Here is a 22,703-nt window from a genome sequence, read left to right as displayed (position 1 = left end):
GCGCCTTCACTCGCACCCCCCACTCATGCATCTATCAAACACTTGCTTATTTTTATCAGCAAATGCGTCCGCCTGGGCCTCTACATTTTTCCATTCATATAAATACGATGCGATTGACATGCCGTTACCCCACTGTCTAAATACATGAAAATACTCATGAAGCATGAAGTGGGCACCATTGAAATCCCGACATGGACCAGTGTAATTAATTTCATTTGGCAATGTTGTGGCTCCGCTCGCGGCCCAGAACATTGGAAATGAACTTGCATATAGGCTATTACCCTTGAGGGCTACCGCATCCACGTCTTGCTCTGTGACACCGAATGCTTTCGCCATGCACTTCCGTGCTCTAGGCTTCAACCTGCATCGATCAAATGGCGAAGGGGTGACCATGCGATAAGCAGGATCGGTGTAAAAAATAGCACTTTCCAGCCCATGGCGATCCAGCAAAGTCAAAGGATTCGACAATACGTAACCATACGTTGCCATCCCACCCTGCAAACCAATCGGGTCACTCTGCCCATACCGCCCAGTGCCAGGCTCATAGTCCCGGAAGTAGTTCTGGTTGAACCCAGTGGCAGAGTCGTAGCGCTGCCCCGGGAAGCGCATATCGAATACGAACGCGGTGCCGTCCTTGTCCGGGTCCTGGTCCGGCGGGGTGTTGCCGAAGGCTTCGCCCTTCAGGTCCCAGGTCCAGATCGCCACGTCGCGCACCGGGTCGATAACCGCGCGCGGGCTGCCCAGGTGGTCCGGCTGCACGTAGCGCAGGCTGTTCTTGGCCAATACGCCCACCGGCAGGTCGTCCAGCCAGATCGCCTGCTGCAGCGAGGCGCCGTTGGCGTCGTAGTTGCCCAGCCAGTGCCCGCTCTCGTCGTACAGCGTGTAGGTGTTGGTCTTGTCCACCCGCCGCACCTGCTCGCCGCGGCCGTTGTAGCCGTACTTCATCACCACCGTGCCCGCGCGCTTGGCCTGGCTCATCCGGCCCGTGGCGTCGTAGGCGAATTCCTGTGCCGTGCCGCCGATGGACAGCGTGTTGCCGATCGCGTCGTAGGTGCGGGCGGTGCCGGCCACTGCGCTCAGGCGGTGGCTGGTGGTCGGGTACGTGTAGCTCTGGGTGACGGTGTTGACCTTGGCGTTGAGCCGGTTGCCGGTGGCGTCGTAGCCGTAGCCGTCGATCACCGTACCGGTCGGGCCGTCCTTGAACGCGGTCAGCCGGCCCAGGGCGTCGTAGTCCAGGCTGACCACCGGGGCGGTGTTGCCGGCCGCGGTCAGCGCGCTGAGGTTGCCGGCCGGGTCGAAGGCGAAGCCGGTGCTCAGGCCGTCGCTGCGGGTGTCGCTGACCGCCAGCGGGCGGTAGTCCTGGTCCAGCACGCGTTGCATCGGGCGGCCGTTGCCGTAGGACCAGCTCGCCACCGGGCCGAACGGGTAATAGGTCGCGTTGCCCAGCAGCACCTGCCGCGTGCCGCCGGCCGGGGTCACGCCCACTTCCGTGGTCTGGCCCTGGGCGCTGCGCACGTAGTCCACTGCCGCGCCGTCGGGATAGGTCAGGCGGCTGAGCTGGCCGGCCTTGGTATAGGCATAGCGCAGCACGAACACCTTGCCGTTGGTGGTCTGCACCTTGCGCACCAGGTCGCCGAAACGGTCGTAGCAGTAGTCGGTGCTGCCGCTGCTGTCCTGCATGCGCGCCAGGCGGCCGATGGCGTAGGTCTCGCCGCTGGCGCAGGTGGTCTGGCTGACGTCGTAGGTATAGGTGACGTTGAGGCTGGTGGTCGGATAGGCGACCTTGGTCAGCCGGTTCAGCGCGTCGTAGCTGTAGGTGGTCTTGATGTTGCGCGCATCGGTCTGCGTGGCGCGGTTGCCGGCGCTGTCGTAGGTGTACGTGGTGACGCCGGTGTCCGGGCTGGTGAGCTTGGTCAGGTCGCCCAGGCCGTTGTAGGCGTAGGTGGTGTCCAGGCCCTTGGGGTCGGTGACCTTGGTCAGGTTGTCCAGCGCGTCGTAGCCGAACTTGGTCTCGGCCGCGATGCCGCCCACGTCCTGGAGCGTGCGCGCCAGGCGGTTGAGCGGGTCGTAGTCGTTCTGGGTCTTGTGCCCCAGCGCATCGGTGACCGCCGTGGTGTTGCCGTTGGCGTCGTAGCCGAAGTCGGTCGGGTCGCCGCTGGCGGTGGCCTGCGTGGCCAGCTGGCCGAGCTGGTTGTAGACCCGCGACAGCGTGCGCTTGAGCGTACCCGCCGCGTCCTTGGTGTCCTCCTTGACCCGGTTGCCGGCGTTGTCCAGGGTGTAGTGCAGCGTGTTGCCGGCGTTGTCGGCGATATCGGTCAGGCGGTGCGCCGCGTCGTAGGTGAAGGCGGTAAACGCACCGTCCAGCTGGGTCACCTGCTTGACCAGCCCGGTCGGCCAGTAGTCGATCCGGGTGATGCGGTCGTCGCTCTCGCTGCTGTCGTCGGTGCCGCGGACCTTGCTGGCCGTGAGCCAGCCGCGCGCGTGGTAGGTAAAGTCGGTAATGAGGCCGTTGGCGTCCTTCACCGACAGCACGCGGCCGGCGCCGTCGTAGGCCAGGTACTCCGTCACCTGGCCCAGGGCGTTGGTGACTTTCCACAGGTCGCCCTTGCGGTGCGGGCAGGTGGCTGGAGTGCTGGCGCAGGTGCTGTCGTCGGAGGCGTAGTAGGTGTAGTTGGCGGTGTCACTGACATCAGTGCGCGGGCCATTGACCGAGGTCACCAAACCCAGCAAAGGACAAGAGCCTGCATCGAGATCGGCCTGTTCGCAGTACGTCGTGGTGGACGTGCGGATAGTGCCAGCGGCCGGATCGGTGCGGGACGCCGTCAGCGCTTGGCCGCGAACGTTGTAGGTCCATGTTGACCTCTCGGTCAACGCACCTGCCGCATTGTAGATTCGGCGCTCTAGCGGGACGGCGAAATCCGGATTCCAATCGGTCTGAGTGGTCCGTTTCTTGCCCGTTTCATCATTGGACGCCTCTACACGAGAGTCCAACAAACCCCTAGTGTTATAGACATAACTCGTGATGACTCCTGATTTCGTGATGCTAGAAACCTGACCATCGGCAGCATATTCATAAGACACGTCTTGCGGCGTACAGCTATCGCACGATTGCACGATCGAGACCGGCGACACGATACCGTCGACCAACGCAAAATCGATCGTCTTGACACTACCCAGGCTAGAAGTGATGGCCGCAGTGGTGGTATAGGTTTCGCCATCGGCGAAGGTGTAGTCCGCCATGTGTCGATCCACGGCATCGCCAAGATAGGTTCCCAGTGCCTTCGCATCGCTCCCATAGAGCGACTTTGCATAAATTGTCGTCGAGTAACGCTGCTGCTGCTCGTCGATGAATCCCGTATACATTCCAGCCGGCGCATAGCCACTGATATGGTCGGGTTCGTCGTACAGATACTTCACTTCGTGCCCATCCGGATAACTTACCCGCTCCAGATCTTTGCTCGCCGTGTAGTAAAAGCGTAGCTGCTGCCCATCAGGCAACCACACGCCATTAACCAGCCCGTCGGCACCGTATTCGAATCGCATTGCTCGACCGACCGCATCCCTCACAGAAGCAAGGCGTCCCGCATCGTCGTAAGCGAGCACTTGCCTGAATCCGGACACATCCTGGATTTCAGACAATTGCCCTTTTGCATCAAAAATCTCCACACCCCCCTTGTTTTCACGCAACTGCCAACCCGCGATGGCTCCTCCGCCATCTACCGACATGGAAAGCTGCCCATCGCCCGGTACATCCGGCACCCAGCCCGAGCCAGACTGAGTGAAGCGCAGCGCCTCGCCACCGGGGCGCGAAACATAGACGACAGGGCCAGAAGACGTATCGAAATAGTTGATGCGGCGCAAATAGCTATGTGTACGATTTCGACCGAACACCTTCAACTCTTCAGGGTAATAGCTAATCCCGCGCGAGCTGTTATAGGTCACCGCCAAGGACAGCGGGAAAACCCCTTCTCCCCGGTACTCGACATGCGCCTCGAACTTATTGCCGATACCTGCATTGATCGGATCGCCGAAGCACTGCTCCCGGCAGCGAGGCACACCCAGGACAGCCCCAGGATTGAGCGGCGCCGCTCCTGCCACATAGGCGAATCCATTCTGATAGTCGTTAAGGCCCGCATCGAGCCCCAACGGATCCGAATAGACAATATTGTAAGAATTACGCCCATGGCCGTTATAGCAGATCAAACCCTGCACCCAGGGTTGCAGTCCTGGATCCTTCTTGGCCAGGGAGAGTTCGTCGCTGCATTCCGCATACGCAGAAGCTTCATCGCATGAGTTGTAGCCACACGCAGGATTCTGCTGACGCGCCGATCCCGCCGCCAAGGCGACATTGTCCAGCGTCAAACATGCCAAACAAAACAATCCGAACAAATAGCACAGGGACCTTGCGATCCCAGCCGAGGCAAAGAGACGTTCCATTCATTCTTCCCGATGAATAACCCGTCGATGCCTAGACGCAGCGACTGGATAAAAAGCAACGCATCGATGCGCTCAGCGCACCTCCGCGATCTCCACCCCGTCCATGCCCTGCGCCAGCGTCCTGGCGTCGCCGCCCTGGGCGAGCTTGATGCGCAGGCGCACTTCGTTCTGCGAATCGGCGTGGCGCAGCGCGTCCTCGTAGCTGATCTCGCCGGCCTGGTACAGCTCGAACAGGCTCTGGTCGAAGGTCTTCATGCCCAGGTTGGTGGACTCCTTCATCACGTCCTTGAGCTTGTGGATCTCGCCCTCGCGGATGTAGTCCTGCACCAGCGGCGTGCCGAGCATGATCTCCATCGCCACGCGCCGGCCCTTGCCGTCGGGGGTCGGGATCAGCTGCTGCGCGACCACGCCGCGCAGGTTCAGCGACAGGTCCATCAGCAGCTGGCTGCGGCGGTCTTCGGGGAAGAAGTTGATGATGCGGTCCATCGCCTGGTTGGCGTTGTTGGCATGCAGGGTGCACAGCACCAGGTGGCCGGTTTCGGCGAAGGAGATGGCGTGGTCCATGCCTTCGCGGGTGCGCACCTCGCCGATCATGATCACGTCCGGCGCCTGGCGCAGCGTGTTCTTCAGCGCGTTCTCCCAGCTGTCGGTGTCGATGCCGACCTCGCGCTGGGTGATGATGCAGCCTTCGTGCTTGTGCACGAATTCGATCGGGTCTTCGATGGTGATGATGTGGCCGGTGGAATTCTGGTTGCGGTAGCCGATCATCGCCGCCAGCGAGGTCGACTTGCCGGTGCCGGTGGCGCCGACGAAGATGATGATGCCGCGCTTGGTCATCGCCAGGGTCTTGATCACCGGCGGCAGGTTCAGCTCGTCGACGGTGGGGATGCGCGTCTCGATCCGGCGCAGCACCATGCCGACCTGGTTGCGCTGGTAGAAGCAGCTGACGCGGAAGCGCCCCACACCGGCCACGCCGATGGCGAAGTTGCACTCGTGGGTCTTCTCGAACTCCTCGCGCTGCGCCGGGGTCATCACGTTCAGCACCAGGTCGCGGCTCTGCTGCGAGGTCAGCGGCGTCTGCGTGATCGGGGTGATCTTGCCGTGCACCTTGATCGCCGGCGGCATGCCCGAGGTGATGAACAGGTCCGACGCCTTCTGGTGCGCCATCAGTTTCAGGAACGAGGTGAAGTCGATGGTGCTCATGGCGGGCTCCTTCGGAGCAGGGATTCGGGATTGGAGATTCGGGATTCGCTAGAGCGGGGTCCGGACCGGAAACCCGCCGTTGCGAATCCCCAATCCCGGATCCCCAATCCCGGCTACTCGAACACGCGCTTGTCCTTGGCGTACTCGCGCGCCTGGTTGCGGGTGATCAGGCTGCGCTTGACCAGGTCCTGCAGGTGCTGGTCCAGGGTCTGCATGCCGTTCTGCTGGCCGGTCTGGATCGCCGAGTACATCTGCGCCACCTTGTCCTCGCGGATCAGGTTGCGGATCGCCGGGGTGCCGACCATGATCTCCCACGCCGCGGTGCGGCCGCCGCCGACCTTCTTCAGCAGCGCCTGCGAGATCACCGCGCGCAGCGATTCGGACAGCATCGAGCGCACCATCGGCTTCTCGCCGGCCGGGAACACGTCGATGATGCGGTCGATGGTCTTGGCCGCCGAGCTGGTGTGCAGGGTGCCGAACACCAGGTGGCCGGTTTCCGCGGCGGTCAGCGCCAGGCGGATGGTTTCCAGGTCGCGCAACTCGCCGACCAGGATGATGTCCGGGTCTTCGCGCAGCGCCGAGCGCAGCGCCTCGTTGAAGCCGTGCGTGTCGCGGTGCACCTCGCGCTGGTTGATCAGGCACTTCTGCGAGGTGTGCACGAATTCGATCGGATCCTCGACGGTGAGGATGTGGCCGTATTCGTTCTTGTTGATGTAGTCGATCATGCCGGCGAGCGTGGTCGACTTGCCCGAGCCGGTCGGCCCGGTGACCAGGATCAGGCCCTGCGGCTGGTCGATCAGCTGGCGGAAGATCGGCGGGCAGCCCAGGTCCTCCAGGGTCAGCACTTCCGAGGGAATGGTGCGGAACACCGCGCCGGCGCCGCGGTTCTGGTTGAACGCGTTGACGCGGAAGCGCGCCAGGCTGGGAATCTCGAAGGAGAAGTCGACCTCGAGGAACTCTTCGTAGTCGCGGCGCTGCTTGTCCGACATGATGTCGTACACCAGCGCATGCACCTGCTTGTGGTCCAGCGCCGGGATGTTGATGCGGCGCACGTCGCCATCGACCCGGATCATCGGCGGCAGGCCGGCGGACAGGTGCAGGTCGGATGCTTTGTTCTTGACCGAGAACGCCAATAGTTCAGCGATATCCATACGCTGCTTTTCCCCTTGGGCTGCGACTGGAAGGATGATTCCCCGGGCGGCAGTATAGCGCCCTTCCCCGTTGCCAGAAGCCCGCCCCGTGCCCCTCTCCCCCCTGCAGCAGATCCGCCTGGACATGGACCGCGCCGCGGCCGCCGCGCAGCGCCCGCCGGCGCGCCTGCTGGCCGTGTCCAAGACCCGGCCGGCCGCGGCGATCGCCGCGCTCGCCACCCAGGGACAGCACGCGTTCGGCGAGAACTACGTGCAGGAGGCGGCGGGAAAGATCGCCGAGCTGGCGGCACTGCCGCTGGAATGGCACCTGATCGGCCACCTGCAGTCGAACAAGGCCGAACAGGCCGCGCTGCTGTTCGACTGGGTGCAGACGCTGGACCGGGCCAAGCTGGTCGGTGCCCTGGCCAGGTACCGGCCCGCGTCGCGGCCGCCGCTGAACGTGTTGATCCAGGTCAACATCGACGACGAGGCCAGCAAGCATGGCTGCGCGCCCGGCGAGGTGGATGCGCTGGCCGCGGCCATCGCCGCGCAGCCGGCACTGGCGCTGCGCGGGCTGATGGCCATTCCCGCGCCATGGCCGGAGGCCGAACGCCGTGGCGCCGCCTTCGCGCGCATGGCCACGCTGTTCGCGCGGTTGCGCCAGGCCCATCCGCAGGTCGATACGCTGTCGATGGGCATGAGCGGCGATTTCGCCGAGGCGATCGCCGCAGGCGCCAACCTGGTGCGCATCGGCACCGCGCTGTTCGGCGAGCGCGCGGCGCGCTGAAAACGCGCACCGCGGCCGGCGATGTTGCAAGGGCAAGCACGGGCGCATGCTTGTCTACGAAATATTCAAATGCGATTAAGCGATGTCGGAAAGATGTCGTAGGTCAAGCGGTTGAAAAACATCGCTTTTCCTGGCGAGCGGAGATCCGGCCGCAGACCGGGTCAACAACCGTTAAGTCGGTCAAAGTCCTGCCTCGAACAACTCCGCTTCCATGGCGCCGGCCGCGGGCTTTCCGCGACCCATCGCCGAATGAGATCGGCTCGTACGAGGTCAACCAAATGGATGCATCGACCAGATTCCTGCTTGCTTCGTGTGTCGTCGGCTTGCTGCAGGTCCCCGCCGCCGTGGCCGCGCCAGTGGCGACTGCGGCGTCGGCCACCGACGAATCGCTGATGACGCCCGCCGAGGTCCGCGCGCACGGCGCCTGGCGCGACACGATGGCGCACCTGCCGGCGCCGGCCGAAGGCTGCTTCCACGCCACCTACCCCAGCACCGACTGGCAAGCGGAAACCTGCAAGACCCTGACCCGGCATGTCCATCCCATCCCGCACCGCGTGCATTGGGGCGCCACCGAAACCACCGGCAACGGCTACGACTACGCGTTGCAGTCCAGCACCCTGATCAGCAAGACCGTGGGCAGCTTTCCGCAGGTCAGCGGCGTGACCTCCGAAACCGGCGTCGGCGTGGCCGCCTTCGGCGGCGGCGGCATCCTCGGCCCCAACGAATACTCGCTGCAGATCAACTCCAACTTCGACGGCACCACCAGCGTCTGCAACGGCCACTCCGGCTGCACCGTGTGGCAGCAGTTCGTCTACGCCACCGACTACGAGACCCAGGGCGAGGCGGCGGTGTTCATCCAGTACTGGCTGATCGGCTACGGCTCCAGTTGCCCCAGCGGCTGGCTCAGCGACGGCGGTACCGACTGCTACCGCAACAGCAATGCGGTCAGCGCCCCCGACGTGCCGGCGACGCAGCTGGCCAACGTCAAGCTGACCGGCACGGCAACCGCCAACGGCAACGACAGCATCACCTTCACCAACGGCAGCACGGCCTACAGCATCAGCGCCAAGGACAGCGTGGTGAAACTGGCGACGGTGTGGAAGTCGTCCGAGTTCAATGTGGTGGGCAATGCCGGCGGCTCGCGCGCGAACTTCAATTCCGGTTCGTCGATCACGGTCAAGGTGGCGGCGACCAACGGTTCCACCGCCGCGCCGACCTGCGCCGCCAATGCCGGCACCACCGGCGAGACCAACAATCTGAACCTGGGCAGCTGCACCGCATCGGGCGGCTCCACGCCCTCGATCGCCTTCACCGAGGCCAACTGAGCCACCCCGCGCTGGCGATGCGGGCTGTCGCCAGCGCGGGCCATCGGAACGCGAGCGCCGGGCGCTCGCCGCGCCAGTGCCACGCTGGCCAAGGGACAAGGGCCACCGGGCTGCCCATCGGCATCGCAGCCGCTACCATAGGCGCACTCGCGTCCTCGGTGCCCTCGCCATGCCTCCTGCCCACTCCAGCGCCGACATCGCCTTCATCGGCGGCGGCAACATGGCACGCAGCCTGATCGCCGGGCTGGTCCGGCAGGGCATCGCGCCGGACAGGATCCGCGTCGCCGAGCCGGTCCCGGCGCTGCGCGAGGCCCTGGCCGCCGACTACGCGGTGCACGCGGTCGCCGAAGCGGCCGAGGCGGCCGACGGCGCGCCGCTGTGGGTGTTCGCGGTCAAGCCGCAGGTATTGCGCAGCGTCTGCAACGAACTGGCCACGCTGGCCCAGGCGCAGCGGCCGCTGCTGCTGTCCATCGCCGCCGGGATCACCGCGCGGCAGATCGACCGCTGGCTGGGCGGCGCGCATGCGGTGGTGCGGGCGATGCCGAACACGCCGGCGCTGCTCGGCGCCGGCGTCACCGGCCTGTTCGCCAACGCGCAGGCCAGCGCCGCGCACAAGCGCCAGGCCGAACAGCTGCTGGCCGCCGCCGGGGTCACCGTGTGGGTCGAGGACGAGGCGCTGATCGATGCGGTCACCGCGGTCTCCGGCAGCGGCCCGGCCTATGTGTTCCTGCTCGCCGAGGCGATGGAAGCGGCCGGCATCGCGCAAGGCCTGCCGGCCGCGGCGGCGCGCACGCTGGTGCTGCAGACCGTGCTCGGCGCGGCGCGCATGCTCACCGAATCCGGCGAGGCGCCGAGCGAACTGCGGCGGCGGGTGACCTCGCCCAACGGCACCACCCAGGCCGCGATCGAAACCTTCCAGGCCGGCGGCTTCGAAGCGCTGACCGCCACCGCCATCGCCGCCGCGGCCGCGCGCGGCCGTGCCTTGTCCGCCGCCAACGACTGACCCGGAGCCGCCGATGCGCCGCCTGCCTGCCGCCGTGCTGTTGTGCCTGGCCCTGGCCGCCTGCTCGGCGCAGGAAACCCCGCGCCCGGCCACGCTGCTCGCGGCCACGCCCGCGCAGGCCGACCTGGGCGCGCTGCGCGTGCACTACAACGCGCTGCCGACGCTGGCGATGAGCGACAGCGTGGCGCGCCGCTACGGCATCGCGCGCAGCGCCGATACCGCGCTGGTGATGGTCGCGCTGCGCCGCGTGCAAGGCGGCGAGGAACTGCCGGCCAGCGGCCAGGTGAGCGCGGTGGCCACCGACCTGAGCGGGCGCCGGCAACCCATCGCCCTGCGCGAAGCGGTCACCGACGCCTATACCGACTATGTCGGCACGGTGCGCATCAGCGACCACGACCAGTTGACGTTCGTCGTGGACGTGCGCAGCGCCGACGGCGCCGGCACGGTGCGCTTCGCCCGCAATTTCTAGCGCGGTTTCGCCTCAGGCGACGCCGTTCGCAGCGCCAAGCGGCGGCGGCAGCGGAATGGGATTCGGCAGCGGCGCGCCGCGCTCGAACGCGCTGATGTTGTCCAGCGTCGCGGCCATGATCTGGCCGATCGCCTCTTCGGTGAAGAACGCCTGGTGGCCGGTGACGATGACGTTGGGGAACGACACCAGGCGCTGGATCACGTCGTCGGTGATGACCGTGGCCGACAGGTCGTGGAAGAACAGGTCCGCTTCCTGTTCGTAGACGTCGATCGCCAGGCCGCTCAGCCGCGCCGACTTCAGCGCGGCGATCGCCGCCTCGGTATCGACCAGGCCGCCGCGGCTGGTGTTGACCAGCAGCGCGCCGGGCTTGATCCGCTGCAGCGCGGCCGCATCGATCAGGTGCCGGGTCTGCGCCGTCAGCGGACAGTGCAGCGAGACCACGTCGCTCTCCGCCAGCAGGGTCGGCAGGTCCGCGTAGGTGCCGCCGTGGGCCTGGAACTCTGGGTGCGGGAAGGGATCGAAGCCGAGGATGCGGCAGCCGAAGCCGGCCATGATGCGGCCGAAGATGCGCCCGATCTTGCCGGTGCCGACCACGCCGACGGTGCGTCCGTGCAGGTCGAAGCCCATCAGCCCGTCCAGTTCGAAATTGCCGTCGCGGGTGCGCTGGCTGGCGCGGGCGATGCGCCGGTTGACCGCGATCAGCAGCCCCACCGCGAATTCGGCCACCGAGTACGGCGAGTAGTCGCCGACCCGCGCCACGGCGATGCCATGGCGCTGCGCGGCGAGCGCGTCGATGTGGTTGAAGCCGGTGGAACGGGTGGTGACCAGGCCCACGCCCAGTGCCGCCAGCAGCGCCAGCACGGCGTCGTCGACCAGGTCGTTGACGAACACGCAGACTGCGCCGCAGCCGGCGGCCAGCGGCACCGTCGCCACGCTCAGCGCATCCTGCACGAACACCAGTTCGTGGCCATGCGCGGCATTGGCCTGCGCCAGCAGCCGCACGTCGTAGCGCCGCGCGCTGTACACCGCCACCTTCATCGCACCGCTCCGGCCGTCATGCCGCGTCCAGCATCGGTGCCGCTCACGGCGATGTCCAGCGCTGCGGCCCGTCGCCGTGCGCGCCCAGCGTATCGGCGGGATTGCTCAGGCGGCAGCGGCGCAGCGACAGGCAACCGCAGCCGATGCAATCGGTGAGCTGGTGGCGCAGCTGGGTCAGCTGCAGGATGCGCGCGTCCAGCTCCTGGCGCCAGGCCGCGGACATCCGCGCCCACTCCGCGCGCGTGGGCGTGCGCGCATCGGGCAGCTGCGCGAACGCGGCCTTGACGCTCTCCAGCGGCACGCCGACGCGCTGCGCGACGCGGATCACCGCCAGCCGGCGCAGCACGTCGCGCGCATAGCGGCGCTGGTTGCCGGCGGTGCGCAGGCTGTGGATCAGGCCCTTCTTCTCGTAGAAATGCAGCGCGGACACCGCCACGCCGCTGCGTGCGGCCACCTGCCCCACGCTCAACTCCTCATGCATCGCTTGACCTCGAGTGCGGTTGAGGTTGCATGCTGCGCGCCCATCGCCTGCCGCGCAATACCGCGCCATGGCGCGCGCATGCCAGCCATGAGGTTGCACCGATGAACCATCCCGCTTCACCCGCCGGCAACCGCCGCGACGGCATGCTGCCGGCGATGCCACGCCCCGCCCTCGCTGCCGCCCCTGCCGATTCGCTGCTCGCTCCGCGCTACCGCGCCACCACCTTGGGCATGGTCGCGCTGGTCTCGCTGATCGCGTTCGAGGCGCTGGCGGTGGCCGCGGCGATGCCGACCGTGGCGCGCGAACTGGATGGCCTGCGCCTGTACGCGCTGGCGTTCGGCGGCACCCTGGCGACCAGCGTGATCGGCATGACCGTGGCCGGCCGTTGCAGCGATGCGCGCGGCCCGGCGCTGCCGCTGTGGGGCGGCCTGGCGTGCTTCGTCTGCGGGCTGCTGCTGGCCGGGTTCGCCACCCGCATGCCGATGCTGCTCGCCGGGCGCCTGGTGCAGGGCCTGGGCGCCGGCGCGATCTCGGTGGCGCTGTACGTGCTGGTGGCGCGGCTGTATCCGGATGCGCTGCGCCCGCGCATCTTCGCCGCGTTCTCGGCCGGCTGGGTGGTGCCGTCGCTGATCGGCCCCAGCATCAGCGGCGCGATCGTCGAGCATGTCGGCTGGCGCTGGGTGTTCCTGGCGGTGCCGCTGCTGGCGCTGCCGGCCGCGCTGCTGCTGCGGCCGGCCCTGCGCCGCCTGCCTGCGCTAGCCGCGGCGCCGGCGCGCAGCGCCGCGCCGATCCTGTGGTCGGTGGGCGCGGCGGCCGGCGTATGCCTGCTGTACCTGGCCGGGCAGCAACGCGGGCTGTGGCTGCTGGCCGGGGTGCTGCCGGCACTGGGCGTATTGCTGCTGTGCGCGTGGCGGTTGTTGCCGGACGGCACCTTGCGCGGCGCGCGCGGCCTGCCCAGCGTGATCGCCTTGCGCGGCGTCGCGGCGTCGGCGTTCTTCGGCTGCGAGGCGTTCCTGCCGTTGCTGCTGTCGCGCGAACGCGGCCTGTCGCCGACCTGGGCCGGGGTCGCGCTGAGCATCGGCGCGCTGGGCTGGTTCGCCGGCTCCTGGTACCAGGGCCACTACGGCCAGCGCGGGTCGCGCCTGCGCCGCCTGCGCAGCGGCTGCACGCTGATGCTGCTGGGCATCGCCGGCACCGCGCTGGCCTTGCTGCCCGCGCTGCCGGCGCCGCTGGCGATGCTCGGCTGGGCCGCCACCGGCCTGGGCATGGGCCTGATCTATCCGACCCTGGCGGTGCTGACCCTGACCCTGTCGCCGCCGGCGCAGCAGGGCGCGAACAGTTCGGCGCTGCAGTTGAGCGAGGCGATCGCGGTGGCGACCACGCTGGCGGTGGGCGGCTCGCTGTTCGCGGCGTTGCTGGCGCAGTCGGTGGCGGCCGCCTACCTGTCCACCTTCGCGGTGGCCGCGGTGCTGGCGCTGCTCGGGCTGGGCATCGCCGGCCGCACCCAGCCCGCGCCGCACTGAACAGCGTTGCCGCGGCAGCTACTGGCGCTGCGCCCAGGCCTGCACGATGGCGGCGATCGCGCGCACGCCGTCGGTCAACGCGGCCGGGCCGGGCTGCAGGATCAGCGGCGACTTGATCTCGAACAGCTGGCCGTCGCGCACCGCCGGGATCGCCGCCCAGCCCGGCCGCGCGGCCACGCGCTCGGGGCGGAAGCGCTTGCCGCACCACGAGCCGAGGATGATGTCCGGTGCGCGCCGCACCACCTCGTCGCCATTGGCCAGGATCCGCGCCTTGGCCAGCGGCTCGGCCGACAGCTCCGGGAACACGTCGTCGCCGCCGGCGATGCGCACCAGTTCGGCGACCCAGCGGATGCCGGTGATGATCGGCTCGTCCCATTCCTCGAAATACACCTTCGGCCGCCGCGGCAGCGCCGCCGCCTGCGCGGCGATGGCGTCCAGCCCGCGCTGCAGTGCGTCGGCGTAGGCCTCGGCGCGCGCGCCGGCGCCGACCAGCGCGCCGAGCCGGCGCACGTAGTCGAGGATGCCGTCGACGCTGCGGTGGTTGGCGATCCACACCTCCACCCCGTTGCGCACCAGCTCGGCGGCGATCTCGGCCTGGATGTCGGAGAAGCCGATCGCCAGGTCCGGCTGCAGCGCGAGGATCGCGTCGATCCTGGCGCTGGTGAAGGCGCTGACCTTGGGCTTGTCGCGGCGCGCCTGCGCAGGACGCACGGTGAAGCCGCTGATGCCGACGATGCGTGCCTGCTCGCCGAGCGCGTACAGCGTCTCGGTGGGTTCCTCGGTCAGGCAGACGATGCGCTGCGGGCCCATCTCAGTCCGCCACCGGCATGCGGAAATACACCACGCGCTCGGTTTCCTCGAAGCCGCAGGCGCGATGCGCGGCCTGCGCCGCGGCGTCGTCGATCAGCGCATCGGAGGCCAGCTCGCTGCAGCCCTGCGCGCGGGTCCAGTCCTGCACCTGCCGCAGCAATGCGCGGCCGACGCCGCGGCCGCGCCATTCCGGCGCCACGTACCAGCCTTCCAGGAAGCCCACCGGCGAGCTGTCGGTGCCGTTGACGTAGTCCTGGCGCAGGGTGACGTCGGCGAAGCCGATCGCGTGGCCGTCGCCGGCGAAGGCCAGGAAATTGGCCCCGTCCTCGCGCTGCAGCGCTTCGGCCACGCCGCCGAAGGCATCGCTCTCGTCCGGCCACAGCGCCACCCGCAGCGCCGCCCAGGCGCGCAGGTCGGCGGCGGCGGCGGCGCGGACCGAAAACCCATCGGTCACGGGAACAGCATCCGCTTGGACCAGTGGCCGGCGGCATCGGCGGCGTAGTGCCAGCGCTCGTGCAGGCGGTACTTGCCGCCGTACCAGAACTCGAAGCTGCGCGGCACCACGCGGAACCCGCCCCAGCCGTCCGGGCGCGGCACCTCGCGGCCTTCGAAGCTGGCCTCGGCCTTGGCCACGCGCTGCTCGAACTCCTCGCGCGACTGCAGGGTGCGCGACTGCGCCGACGCCCACGCACCGATCTGGCTCATGCGCGGACGCGAGGCGAAGTAGGCATCGGCCTCGGCCGCGGCGACCAGCTGCACCTCGCCGTCGATGCGCACCTGCACCCCGTCCTCGCGCATGCGCCGCCACAGGAACAGCAGCGAGGCCTGCGGGTTGGCCTGCAGCTCGCGGCCCTTCTGGCTGTCCAGGTGGGTGTAGAACACGAAGCCGCGCGCGTCGTAGGCCTTCAGCAGCACCACCCGCGAGGACGGGCGCGCTTCCAGCGTGGCCGAGGCCACCACCATGGCGTTGTATTCGGCCTCGTCGCTGCTGCGCGCCTCCGCGAACAGGTCGGCGAACGTGGACAGGGCTTCGGCGTAGAGATCGGGCATGGCGGCAAGGCACTCGGCGGACGATGCGCCATTGTCGCGCCATGCACGGCGCGACGCACGCGGCGCTGCACGGCGCCGGCCGCGCCGGGCCGGCGGGAGCGTCGCGTCGCACCACGATCCAGCGTGCGCAGGCATCGCGGCCGGCCTGCACGCACGGCGTCTCTGCTAGCATCGGCGGATGAATCCCGCCCCCAATCTCGTGCTGGTCGGCCCGATGGGAGCAGGCAAGAGCGTCATCGGCCGCCGCCTGGCCGAGCGCTTCAGCCTCGTCTTCGTCGATAGCGACCAGGCCATCGTCGAACGCACCGGCGCGAGCATCGCCTCGCTGTTCGAGCATTCCGGCGAAGCCGGCTTCCGCGAACACGAACGCGCGGTGCTGGAGAGCGTGCTCGGCACTCCCGGCCACCTGATTTCCACCGGCGGCGGCGCCGTGCTCAATGCCGACAGCCGCCGCGAGATGCGCGAACACGGCTTCGTGGTGTACCTGCGGGTCAGCGTGGCCTCGCAGCTGCAGCGCCTGCAACGCGACCGCAGCCGCCCGCTGCTGCAGCGCGGCGACCGCGAACGGGTGCTGCACGACCTGCACGCGGTGCGCGAGCCGCTGTACCGCGAAGTCGCCGACCTGATCCTGGACACCGACCACCTCAATCCCGCCGAGGCCACCGCGCAGCTGGTCGTGCGCCTGGCCGCGTCGTGGAAGCTTCCGGAACCCATTGCATGACTGTTTCCCTGCGCAGCGTCGCGGTCGAAGGCGACCCGGCCTACACCATCCACATCGGCCCCGGCCTGCTCGACGACGGCGCGCGCCTGGCCGGGCACGTGCGCGGCCGCCACGTGCTGCTGCTCAGCGACAGCCATGTCGCCCCGCTGTACGCCGCGCAGGTGCGCCAGGCGCTGCTGGCCGCGCGCCCGGAGCTGCAGATCGGCGCCTTCACCATCCCCGCCGGCGAGGCCTCCAAGACCCTGGACAGCTTCGGCGCGGCGATCGCGGCGCTGGCCGAACTCGGCGCCACCCGCGACGCCTGCGTGCTGGCGCTGGGCGGCGGCGTGGTCGGCGACCTGGCCGGCTTCGCCGCCGCGTGCTGGATGCGCGGGGTCGACTGCGTGCAGTTGCCGACCACGCTGCTGGCGATGGTCGATTCCTCGGTCGGCGGCAAGACCGCGGTGGACATCGCCCAGGGCAAGAACCTGGTCGGCGCGTTCCATCCGCCGCGCGCGGTGCTGGCCGACACCGCCACGCTGCGCAGCCTGCCGCCGCGCGAACTGCGCGCCGGCCTGGCCGAGGTGATCAAGTACGGCGCGATCCGCGACCCGCTGTTCTTCGAATGGCTGCACGCCGAACGCCGCGCGCTGCTGGACGCCGAGCCGGCGGCGCTGGCGCAGGCGATCGCGCGCAGCTGCGAGCACAAGGCCGAGATCGTGGCACGCGACCCGCTGGAGAAGGGCGAGCGCGCCCTGCTCAACCTCGGCCACACCTTCGGCCACGCGATCGAGACCGAACAGGGCTACGGCGCGCCCGGCAACGACAACCTCAACCACGGCGAAGCGGTGGCGGTGGGCATGGTGCTGGCGGCCAAGCTGTCGGCGCAGCTGGGCATGGCCAGCGCGCAGGACAGCGCGCGGCTGCGCGCGCTGCTGGCCGACTTCGGCCTGCCCACCGCGCTGCCGGCCGGGCTGGCGCCGCAGGCGCTGCTGGCGCGGATGCGGCTGGACAAGAAGAACCTCGCCGGGTGCCTGCGGCTGGTGCTGTGGCGCGGCATCGGCCGCGCCGAGATCGTGCCCGACGTGGACGAGGCGCAGGTGCTGAAGGTGCTGTCCGCCGCCTGAGCCGGCGCAGCGCGCGGCTGCGGCCGTCCCTCAGCGGCTGCCCGCGCGCTCCACCACCAGCACGCGCGCCTGGCCCTGCGGCCAGGCGACGTGCTCGGTGCCTTCCGGCGCATGGAACACGTCGCCGGCCGCCAGCAACGCGCTGCGTTCGCGGCCCTGCGAGCGCCAGCGCATCCGCACCTGCCCGTCCAGCACCACGAACACTTCCTGCCCGTCGTTGACGTGCCAGACATAGGGCTGGTCGGTCCAGTGCAGGCGCACGCCCACGCCGTCGAACACCGCGATCGGCAGCGCGTCCCAGGCACGCGCGCCGGTGTAGTCGCGCGCACGCACCAGGGTCGGCGCCGCGCCGCTCACGCCAGGCCCCGCGCACGCCGGCTGGACTGCAGCACGTTGTCGCGCGGCAGCGCCGCGCCGGCGCGCAGCGCCTCGATCCATTGCGCGGTATCGGCGAGCGCGGCGAAGTTGCTGTGGAACACCACGCCGAACACGCGGTGGATCTCCTCGGCGCTGGCCTGGCCGGCCGCATTGGCGTAAGGCAGCGCACCACTGGCATCGCCCAGCACCTCCACCTGCAGGCCGCGGTGGAACGCGTCGTAGATGCTGGAGGCGTTGCAGTTGTGGGTCATGTAGCCGGCCACGGTCAGCGTGTCGATCGCGCGCGCGTCCAGCCATCCGGCCAGCTCGGTGCCGGCGAACGCGCTGGGCCGGGACTTGGACAGCAGCAGGTCGTGCGGACGCGCGGCCACCTGCGGGTGCAGTTGCCAGCCGGCGCTGCCGTCGGCGAACACCGGCGCCTGCGCCGGCGCACTGTGCTGCACCACCACCACCGGCACGCCATGCGCCCGCGCCGCGTCCATCGCGCGGACGATCTTGGGCAGCGAGTCGGCCACCGGCGGATACGCGATCGGCAACTGGCCGCCGAAGTAGTCGTTCTGGACGTCGATGACCAGCAGGGCGCGGCGCGGAGAGGACATGGGGCGGTCTCGGGGGCAAGGAAGGGCCAGTGTCGGCCGGCGCGGACGCGCCGACGAGTGGCCCGATGCCGCATTTCCGCTAAAATCGGGCCATGACGCCGCATCGCATCGCCGTGGTCGCCTTCGACCGCATCAGCCCGTTCCACCTGTCGGTGCCGTGCCTGGTGTTCGAGCCGGGCCCGGGGCTGCCGTCCTTCGAACTGCGGGTCTGCGCGGCCGACCCCGGGCCGCTGCGCACCGATGCCGGCTTCGCCGTGCAGGCCGAGCACGGACTGGACGGACTGGACGGCGCCGACACGGTGATCGTGCCGTCCTGGCGCGACGCCGAGGAGCCGGCGCCGGCGGCGCTGTGCCAGGCGCTGCGCCGCGCCCATGCCGCCGGCGCGCAACTGGTGGGCCTGTGCCTGGGCACCTTCGTGCTGGCCGATGCCGGCCTGCTCGACGGCCGCCCCGCCACCACCCACTGGGCCGCGCTGGACCGCTTCGCGCGCCGCCACCCGCGCGTGCGGCTGCAGCCGGACGTGCTGTACGTGGACGACGGCGACGTGCTGACCTCGGCCGGCACCGTGGCCGGCATCGACTGCTGCCTGCACCTGGTGCGCCGGCGCCATGGCGCCCAGGTCGCCAACCGCATCGCGCGGCGGCTGGTGGTGGCCCCGCACCGCCAGGGCGGCCAGGCGCAATACGTCGAGCAGCCCTTGCCGGCCACGCGCCGCGATGCGCTGCTGGGCCCGACCCTGGACTGGATGCTGGAGCGGCTGGAGCGGCCGCACCGGCTCGATGCGCTGGCCGCGCACGCGCACATGAGCCGGCGCAGCTTCACCCGGCAGTTCCGCCAGGCCACCGGGACCACGGTGGTGCGATGGCTGACCCACCAGCGCCTGGGCCGGGCGCAGCTGTTGCTGGAAACCACCGACATGGCCCTGGAGCGGATCGCCGCCGACACCGGCTTCGGCAGCGCCGGCGCGCTGCGCCAGCAGTTCGCGCGTGCGCTGGGGGTGCCGCCGTCGGCCTACCGCCGCGGCTTCCGCGCCGGCTGAGCAGCGGATCTTTCGCCGGCAGCGGCTACAATCTGGTCATGCGCGTCTTCCTCCAGCAACGCCCCGGCGGCAACGAGTCGCCCCGCTACATCCAGCTGACCCTGCAACCGGACCTGTTCGGCGGCTGGGAGCTGCTGCGCGAAAGCGGCCAGATCGGCGGCCGCGCGCAGCTCAAGCGCGAGCAATACCTGCTGCAGGACGAGGCCCACGCCGCCTTCGAGAAAGCCCGCGATGCGCAACTCAAGCGCGGCTTCCAGGTCATGTTCACCCGCGGCGCCGACGCCCCGCGCTAAGGAATCCCCATGCTCAAGAACGACCGTCTGCTGCGCGCCCTGCGCCGCGAGCCCGTGGACCAGACCCCCGTGTGGCTGATGCGCCAGGCCGGGCGCTACCTGCCCGAGTACCGCGCCACCCGCGCCCGCGCCGGCAGCTTCCTGGCCATGGCCAAGACCCCGGAACTGGCCTGCGAAGTGACCCTGCAGCCGCTGGCGCGGTTCCCGCTGGACGCGGCGATCCTGTTCTCCGACATCCTCACCATCCCCGATGCGATGGGCCTGGAACTGTATTTCGTCGAAGGCGAAGGCCCCAAGTTCCGCCACCCGGTGCGCGACGCGGCGGCGATCGCCCGGCTCGGCGTGCCGGACATGGAAACCGAGCTGCGCTACGTGATGGACGCGGTGCGGGTGATCCGCCGCGAACTGGACGGCAGCGTGCCGCTGATCGGCTTCTCCGGCAGCCCGTGGACGCTGGCCTGCTACATGGTCGAGGGCGGCGGCAGCGACAACTACGCGCGGATCAAGGCGATGGCGCTGAACGAGCCGGCGGCGCTGCACCAGCTGCTGTCGGTCAACACCGACGCGGTGATCGCCTACCTGGCCGCGCAGCGCGCGGCCGGCGCGCAGGCGCTGCAGGTGTTCGACACCTGGGGCGGCGTGCTCAGCCCGGCGATGTACCGCGAGTTCTCGCTGCCCTACCTGCAGCGCATCGCCCGCGAACTGCCGCGCGGCGACGGCGCCGAGCGCACCCCGCTGATCCTGTTCGGCAAGGGCAACGCACCCTACCTGGAGGAACTGGCCGCCTCCGGCGCCGAAGGCCTGGGCGTGGACTGGACCATCGACCTGGCCGATGCCGCGCGCCGCACCGGCGGCCGCGTCGCGCTGCAGGGCAACCTGGACCCGGCCACGCTGTACGGCTCGCCGGCGGCGATCGAACGCGAGGTGCAGCGCGTGCTGCGCAGCTATGCCGACGGCAACGGCTCGGCGGACGGGCACGTGTTCAACCTCGGCCACGGCCTGTCGCCGGACATGCAGCCCGAGCACGTCGGCGCCCTGGTCGCCGCAGTGCAGCGGCACAGCCGCCGCGCGCAGGCATAGCCGCGCGCAGCAAGTCGTCGCATCCGATATGGGCGCCTTGCGCCCATATCGGATGCGCGGATCGACGCAACCCGCGCTTCCGCCATCCTGCAGTCGGGACTGAAGTCCCTCCCACAGTGCACCCGGCAGACTCGCCCCACGCTTTCTGTAGGAGCGGCTTCAGCCGCGACAAGCGAAGTGGTGGACCCGATGGCCTCGGACACCGTCGGGGCTGAGCCCGTCCCACAATGCACCCGGCCGGCTCACCGCACGCTTTCTGTAGGAGCGGCTTCAGCCGCGACAAACGAAGTGGTAGACCCGATGGCGTCGGACACTGTCGGGGCTGAAGCCCCTCCTACAGTGCACCCAGCCGGCTTGCCGCAAGCTCTTTGTAGGAGCGGTTTTAACCACGACACACGAAGCGGTAGGCCTGACGGCGTCGGACACCGTCGGGGCTGAAGCCCCTCCTACAGTGCACCCAGCCGGCTTTCCGCAAGCTCTTTGTAGGAGCGGTTTCAACCGCGACACATGAAGCGGTAAGCCTGACGGCGTCGGACACCGTCGGGACTGAAGTCCCTCCCGCAGTGCACCCAGCAAGCCCGCCGCAAATCCCTGTGGGAGCGACTTCAGTCGCGACGAACGAAGCCATGAACCCGACGGCATCGGACAGCCACGCGCCGCCGCGACGCTGCCCGATCCGCCATCGCCACCAGACCGCAGCGTGCAGCATGCGCCACAACCGCCCGCTGCTGCACGACACCGCGACGCGATCTGCGCGATCCTATGCGCCCCTCGCGTTGCCGTGCGTGCCGATGTCCGCGCCCTCCCCCGATCCGCTTTCGGTTCCGAATGACCGCAGTTTCCGGCCGCTGCTGTGGCTGGTGTCGCTGGCCATCTTCATGCAGATGCTGGACGCGACCATCGTCAACACCGCACTGCCGGCGATGGCGCGCAGCCTGGGCGAGAGTCCGCTGCAGATGCAGTCGGTGGTGTTCAGCTATGCGCTGGCGGTGGCGATGTTCATCCCCGCCTCGGGCTGGATCGCCGACCGCTACGGCACGCGCCGCACCTTCCTGGCCGCGATCGTGCTGTTCACCCTCGGCTCGCTGCTGTGCGCCGCCGCGCCGCGCCTGCCCTACCTGGTCGCCGCGCGGGTGCTGCAGGGCATCGGCGGGGCGATGCTGCTGCCGGTCGGGCGCCTGGCGGTGATGCGCTCGGTGTCGCGCGAGCAGTTCCTCAGCGCGATGAGCTTCATCGCGATCCCGGCGCTGATCGGGCCGCTGGTCGGGCCGACCCTGGGCGGCTGGCTGGTGCAGGTGGCCTCGTGGCACTGGGTGTTCCTGATCAACCTGCCGATCGGCGCGATCGGCTTCGCCGCGGCGCTGAAGGTGATGCCCGATTTCCACGGCGAGCAACGCACCCGCTTCGACCTGATCGGCTACGCGATGCTGGCCTTCGGCATGATCGCGCTGTCGCTGGCGCTGGACGGGATCTCCGAGCTGGGCCTGCGCCATGCGTTCGTGATGCTGCTGGCCATCGCCGGCCTGGCCGCGCTGATCGGCTACTGGCTGCACGCGGCCAACGCGCCGGCGGCGCTGTTCCCGCTGCACCTGTTCAAGGTGGTCAGTTTCCGCATCGGCATCCTCGGCAACCTGTTCGCGCGCGTGGGCAGCGGCAGCATGCCGTTCCTGATCCCGCTGCTGCTGCAGGTCGGCCTGGGCATGAGCCCGATGCGCGCGGGCCTGATGATGATCCCGGTGGCGCTGGCCGGCATGGCCGCCAAGCGCGCGGCGGTGAAGCTGGTGCAGGGCTACGGCTATCGCCGGGTGCTGATGACCAACACCGTGCTGGTCGGCGTCGCCATGGCCAGCTTCATGCTGTTCGACGCCGGCCAGCCGCTGGGCTGGCGGCTGCTGCAGCTGGCGCTGTTCGGCGCGGTCAATTCGCTGCAGTTCACCGTGATGAACACGGTGACGCTGCGCGACCTGGACCGCGACCAGGCCAGCGCCGGCAACAGCCTGCTGTCGATGGTGATGATGCTGGCCACCGGCTTCGGCGCCGCCGCGGCCGGCAGCCTGCTGGCCGCGTTCAACGACCACCTCGGCGACACCCACGGCGCCACCGCCGCGCTGCACGCCACCTTCGTCTGCGTCGGCGCGATCACCCTGACCTCGACCCTGATCTTCTGGCAGCTGCCGGACACGCGGCCGCATCCGGACAAGAAGGTGGAGGAAGTGGCGGAGTAGCCGGG

The 22,703-nt window shown here is 69.2% G+C and carries 21 protein-coding genes; 11 read left to right on the top strand and 10 right to left on the bottom strand.

What is annotated here, in order from left to right:
* Positions 1–6 precede the first annotated feature (6 nt).
* The 3 genes from AB3X10_RS06985 to AB3X10_RS06975 all read right to left on the bottom strand — a co-directional run bounded on the left by AB3X10_RS06985 (position 7) and on the right by AB3X10_RS06975 (position 6,791).
* Positions 7–4,437 (bottom strand): RHS repeat-associated core domain-containing protein, encoded by a 4,431-nt coding sequence (locus tag AB3X10_RS06985; RefSeq protein ID WP_369980231.1) that lies wholly within the window; start codon positions 4,435–4,437, stop codon positions 7–9.
* Positions 4,438–4,509: 72 nt separating this feature from the next.
* Entirely contained in the window at positions 4,510–5,640 is a 1,131-nt protein-coding gene (locus AB3X10_RS06980; RefSeq protein WP_145701956.1) for a PilT/PilU family type 4a pilus ATPase, read from the bottom strand.
* Between the two features lie 113 nt (positions 5,641–5,753).
* Positions 5,754–6,791 (bottom strand): type IV pilus twitching motility protein PilT, encoded by a 1,038-nt coding sequence (locus tag AB3X10_RS06975; protein ID WP_104557606.1) that lies wholly within the window; start codon positions 6,789–6,791, stop codon positions 5,754–5,756.
* A 124-nt stretch (positions 6,792–6,915) separates the two neighbouring features.
* Between AB3X10_RS06975 and AB3X10_RS06970 the strand changes: the two genes are divergently transcribed.
* The 4 genes from AB3X10_RS06970 (at position 6,916) to AB3X10_RS06955 (ending at position 10,354) form a co-directional block, all read left to right on the top strand.
* Complete coding sequence (locus AB3X10_RS06970) at positions 6,916–7,557, top strand: YggS family pyridoxal phosphate-dependent enzyme (protein ID WP_369981704.1); 642 nt, start codon at positions 6,916–6,918, stop codon at positions 7,555–7,557.
* A 278-nt stretch (positions 7,558–7,835) separates the two neighbouring features.
* Complete coding sequence (locus AB3X10_RS06965) at positions 7,836–8,882, top strand: hypothetical protein (protein WP_369980229.1); 1,047 nt, start codon at positions 7,836–7,838, stop codon at positions 8,880–8,882.
* A 169-nt stretch (positions 8,883–9,051) separates the two neighbouring features.
* Positions 9,052–9,885: a pyrroline-5-carboxylate reductase gene (proC, locus tag AB3X10_RS06960; protein WP_369980227.1), complete on the top strand. Its 834-nt coding sequence runs from the start codon at positions 9,052–9,054 to the stop codon at positions 9,883–9,885.
* Positions 9,886–9,898: 13 nt separating this feature from the next.
* A complete protein-coding gene (locus AB3X10_RS06955) occupies positions 9,899–10,354 on the top strand; it encodes a DUF4426 domain-containing protein (RefSeq protein ID WP_369980225.1) in 456 nt (151 codons plus the stop codon).
* 12 nt (positions 10,355–10,366) lie between these two features.
* Here the strand turns inward: AB3X10_RS06955 and AB3X10_RS06950 are convergent, their stop codons facing one another.
* The gene (locus AB3X10_RS06950; RefSeq protein WP_369980223.1) at positions 10,367–11,392 is read right to left on the bottom strand and encodes a 2-hydroxyacid dehydrogenase; all 1,026 of its coding nucleotides are present in this window, start codon (positions 11,390–11,392) and stop codon (positions 10,367–10,369) included.
* A gap of 43 nt (positions 11,393–11,435) precedes the next feature.
* On the bottom strand, positions 11,436–11,873 hold the full coding sequence (gene soxR, locus AB3X10_RS06945; protein ID WP_369980221.1) for a redox-sensitive transcriptional activator SoxR: 438 nt from the start codon (positions 11,871–11,873) through the stop codon (positions 11,436–11,438).
* A 155-nt stretch (positions 11,874–12,028) separates the two neighbouring features.
* Between soxR and AB3X10_RS06940 the strand changes: the two genes are divergently transcribed.
* On the top strand, positions 12,029–13,396 hold the full coding sequence (locus AB3X10_RS06940) for an MFS transporter (RefSeq protein ID WP_369981702.1): 1,368 nt from the start codon (positions 12,029–12,031) through the stop codon (positions 13,394–13,396).
* A gap of 18 nt (positions 13,397–13,414) precedes the next feature.
* Here AB3X10_RS06940 and AB3X10_RS06935 read toward each other — a convergent pair whose 3' ends face one another.
* Genes AB3X10_RS06935 through pdxH form a run of 3 tightly spaced genes read right to left on the bottom strand, consistent with a single transcriptional unit; the run spans position 13,415 to position 15,256 of the window.
* On the bottom strand, positions 13,415–14,206 hold the full coding sequence (locus tag AB3X10_RS06935; protein ID WP_369980219.1) for an ABC transporter substrate-binding protein: 792 nt from the start codon (positions 14,204–14,206) through the stop codon (positions 13,415–13,417).
* A gap of 1 nt (position 14,207) precedes the next feature.
* Complete coding sequence (gene aac(6'), locus AB3X10_RS06930) at positions 14,208–14,660, bottom strand: aminoglycoside 6'-N-acetyltransferase (protein ID WP_369980217.1); 453 nt, start codon at positions 14,658–14,660, stop codon at positions 14,208–14,210.
* The gene (pdxH, locus tag AB3X10_RS06925; RefSeq protein WP_369980215.1) at positions 14,657–15,256 is read right to left on the bottom strand and encodes a pyridoxamine 5'-phosphate oxidase; all 600 of its coding nucleotides are present in this window, start codon (positions 15,254–15,256) and stop codon (positions 14,657–14,659) included. The genes aac(6') and pdxH overlap by 4 nt, the downstream gene beginning before the upstream one ends.
* Before the next feature lie 178 nt (positions 15,257–15,434).
* On the opposite strand from pdxH, the gene AB3X10_RS06920 reads away from it, so the two are divergent.
* Both AB3X10_RS06920 and aroB read left to right on the top strand, forming a co-directional pair.
* Positions 15,435–15,977 carry a shikimate kinase gene (locus tag AB3X10_RS06920; RefSeq protein WP_369980213.1) on the top strand — a complete coding sequence of 181 codons (543 nt, stop codon included), beginning with the start codon at positions 15,435–15,437 and terminating at the stop codon, positions 15,975–15,977.
* The gene (aroB, locus tag AB3X10_RS06915) at positions 15,974–17,083 is read left to right on the top strand and encodes a 3-dehydroquinate synthase (protein ID WP_369980211.1); all 1,110 of its coding nucleotides are present in this window, start codon (positions 15,974–15,976) and stop codon (positions 17,081–17,083) included. The genes AB3X10_RS06920 and aroB overlap by 4 nt, the downstream gene beginning before the upstream one ends.
* A gap of 30 nt (positions 17,084–17,113) precedes the next feature.
* Here the strand turns inward: aroB and AB3X10_RS06910 are convergent, their stop codons facing one another.
* Together AB3X10_RS06910 and AB3X10_RS06905 are read right to left on the bottom strand one after the other, a co-directional pair.
* Positions 17,114–17,440, bottom strand: coding sequence for a cupin domain-containing protein (locus AB3X10_RS06910; RefSeq protein WP_369980209.1), 327 nt, complete (start codon positions 17,438–17,440; stop codon positions 17,114–17,116).
* On the bottom strand, positions 17,437–18,060 hold the full coding sequence (locus AB3X10_RS06905; RefSeq protein WP_369980207.1) for a cysteine hydrolase family protein: 624 nt from the start codon (positions 18,058–18,060) through the stop codon (positions 17,437–17,439). The genes AB3X10_RS06910 and AB3X10_RS06905 overlap by 4 nt, the downstream gene beginning before the upstream one ends.
* Positions 18,061–18,152: 92 nt before the next feature.
* Between AB3X10_RS06905 and AB3X10_RS06900 the strand changes: the two genes are divergently transcribed.
* From AB3X10_RS06900 to mdtD, 4 genes are all read left to right on the top strand, one after another.
* Positions 18,153–19,100 (top strand): GlxA family transcriptional regulator, encoded by a 948-nt coding sequence (locus AB3X10_RS06900; protein WP_369980205.1) that lies wholly within the window; start codon positions 18,153–18,155, stop codon positions 19,098–19,100.
* 38 nt (positions 19,101–19,138) lie between these two features.
* Positions 19,139–19,393: a WGR domain-containing protein gene (locus AB3X10_RS06895; protein ID WP_369980203.1), complete on the top strand. Its 255-nt coding sequence runs from the start codon at positions 19,139–19,141 to the stop codon at positions 19,391–19,393.
* Positions 19,394–19,402: 9 nt separating this feature from the next.
* Positions 19,403–20,473, top strand: coding sequence for a uroporphyrinogen decarboxylase (gene hemE / locus AB3X10_RS06890; protein ID WP_369980201.1), 1,071 nt, complete (start codon positions 19,403–19,405; stop codon positions 20,471–20,473).
* A gap of 791 nt (positions 20,474–21,264) precedes the next feature.
* On the top strand, positions 21,265–22,698 hold the full coding sequence (mdtD, locus tag AB3X10_RS06885; protein WP_369980199.1) for a multidrug transporter subunit MdtD: 1,434 nt from the start codon (positions 21,265–21,267) through the stop codon (positions 22,696–22,698).
* Positions 22,699–22,703 lie beyond the last annotated feature (5 nt).

This window comes from Xanthomonas sp. DAR 80977, from assembly GCF_041240605.1.
Lineage (GTDB): Bacteria > Pseudomonadota > Gammaproteobacteria > Xanthomonadales > Xanthomonadaceae > Xanthomonas_A > Xanthomonas_A bundabergensis.
Note: the sequence above shows the minus strand (reverse complement) of the source record. Positions and strands in the feature narration are given on the sequence as shown.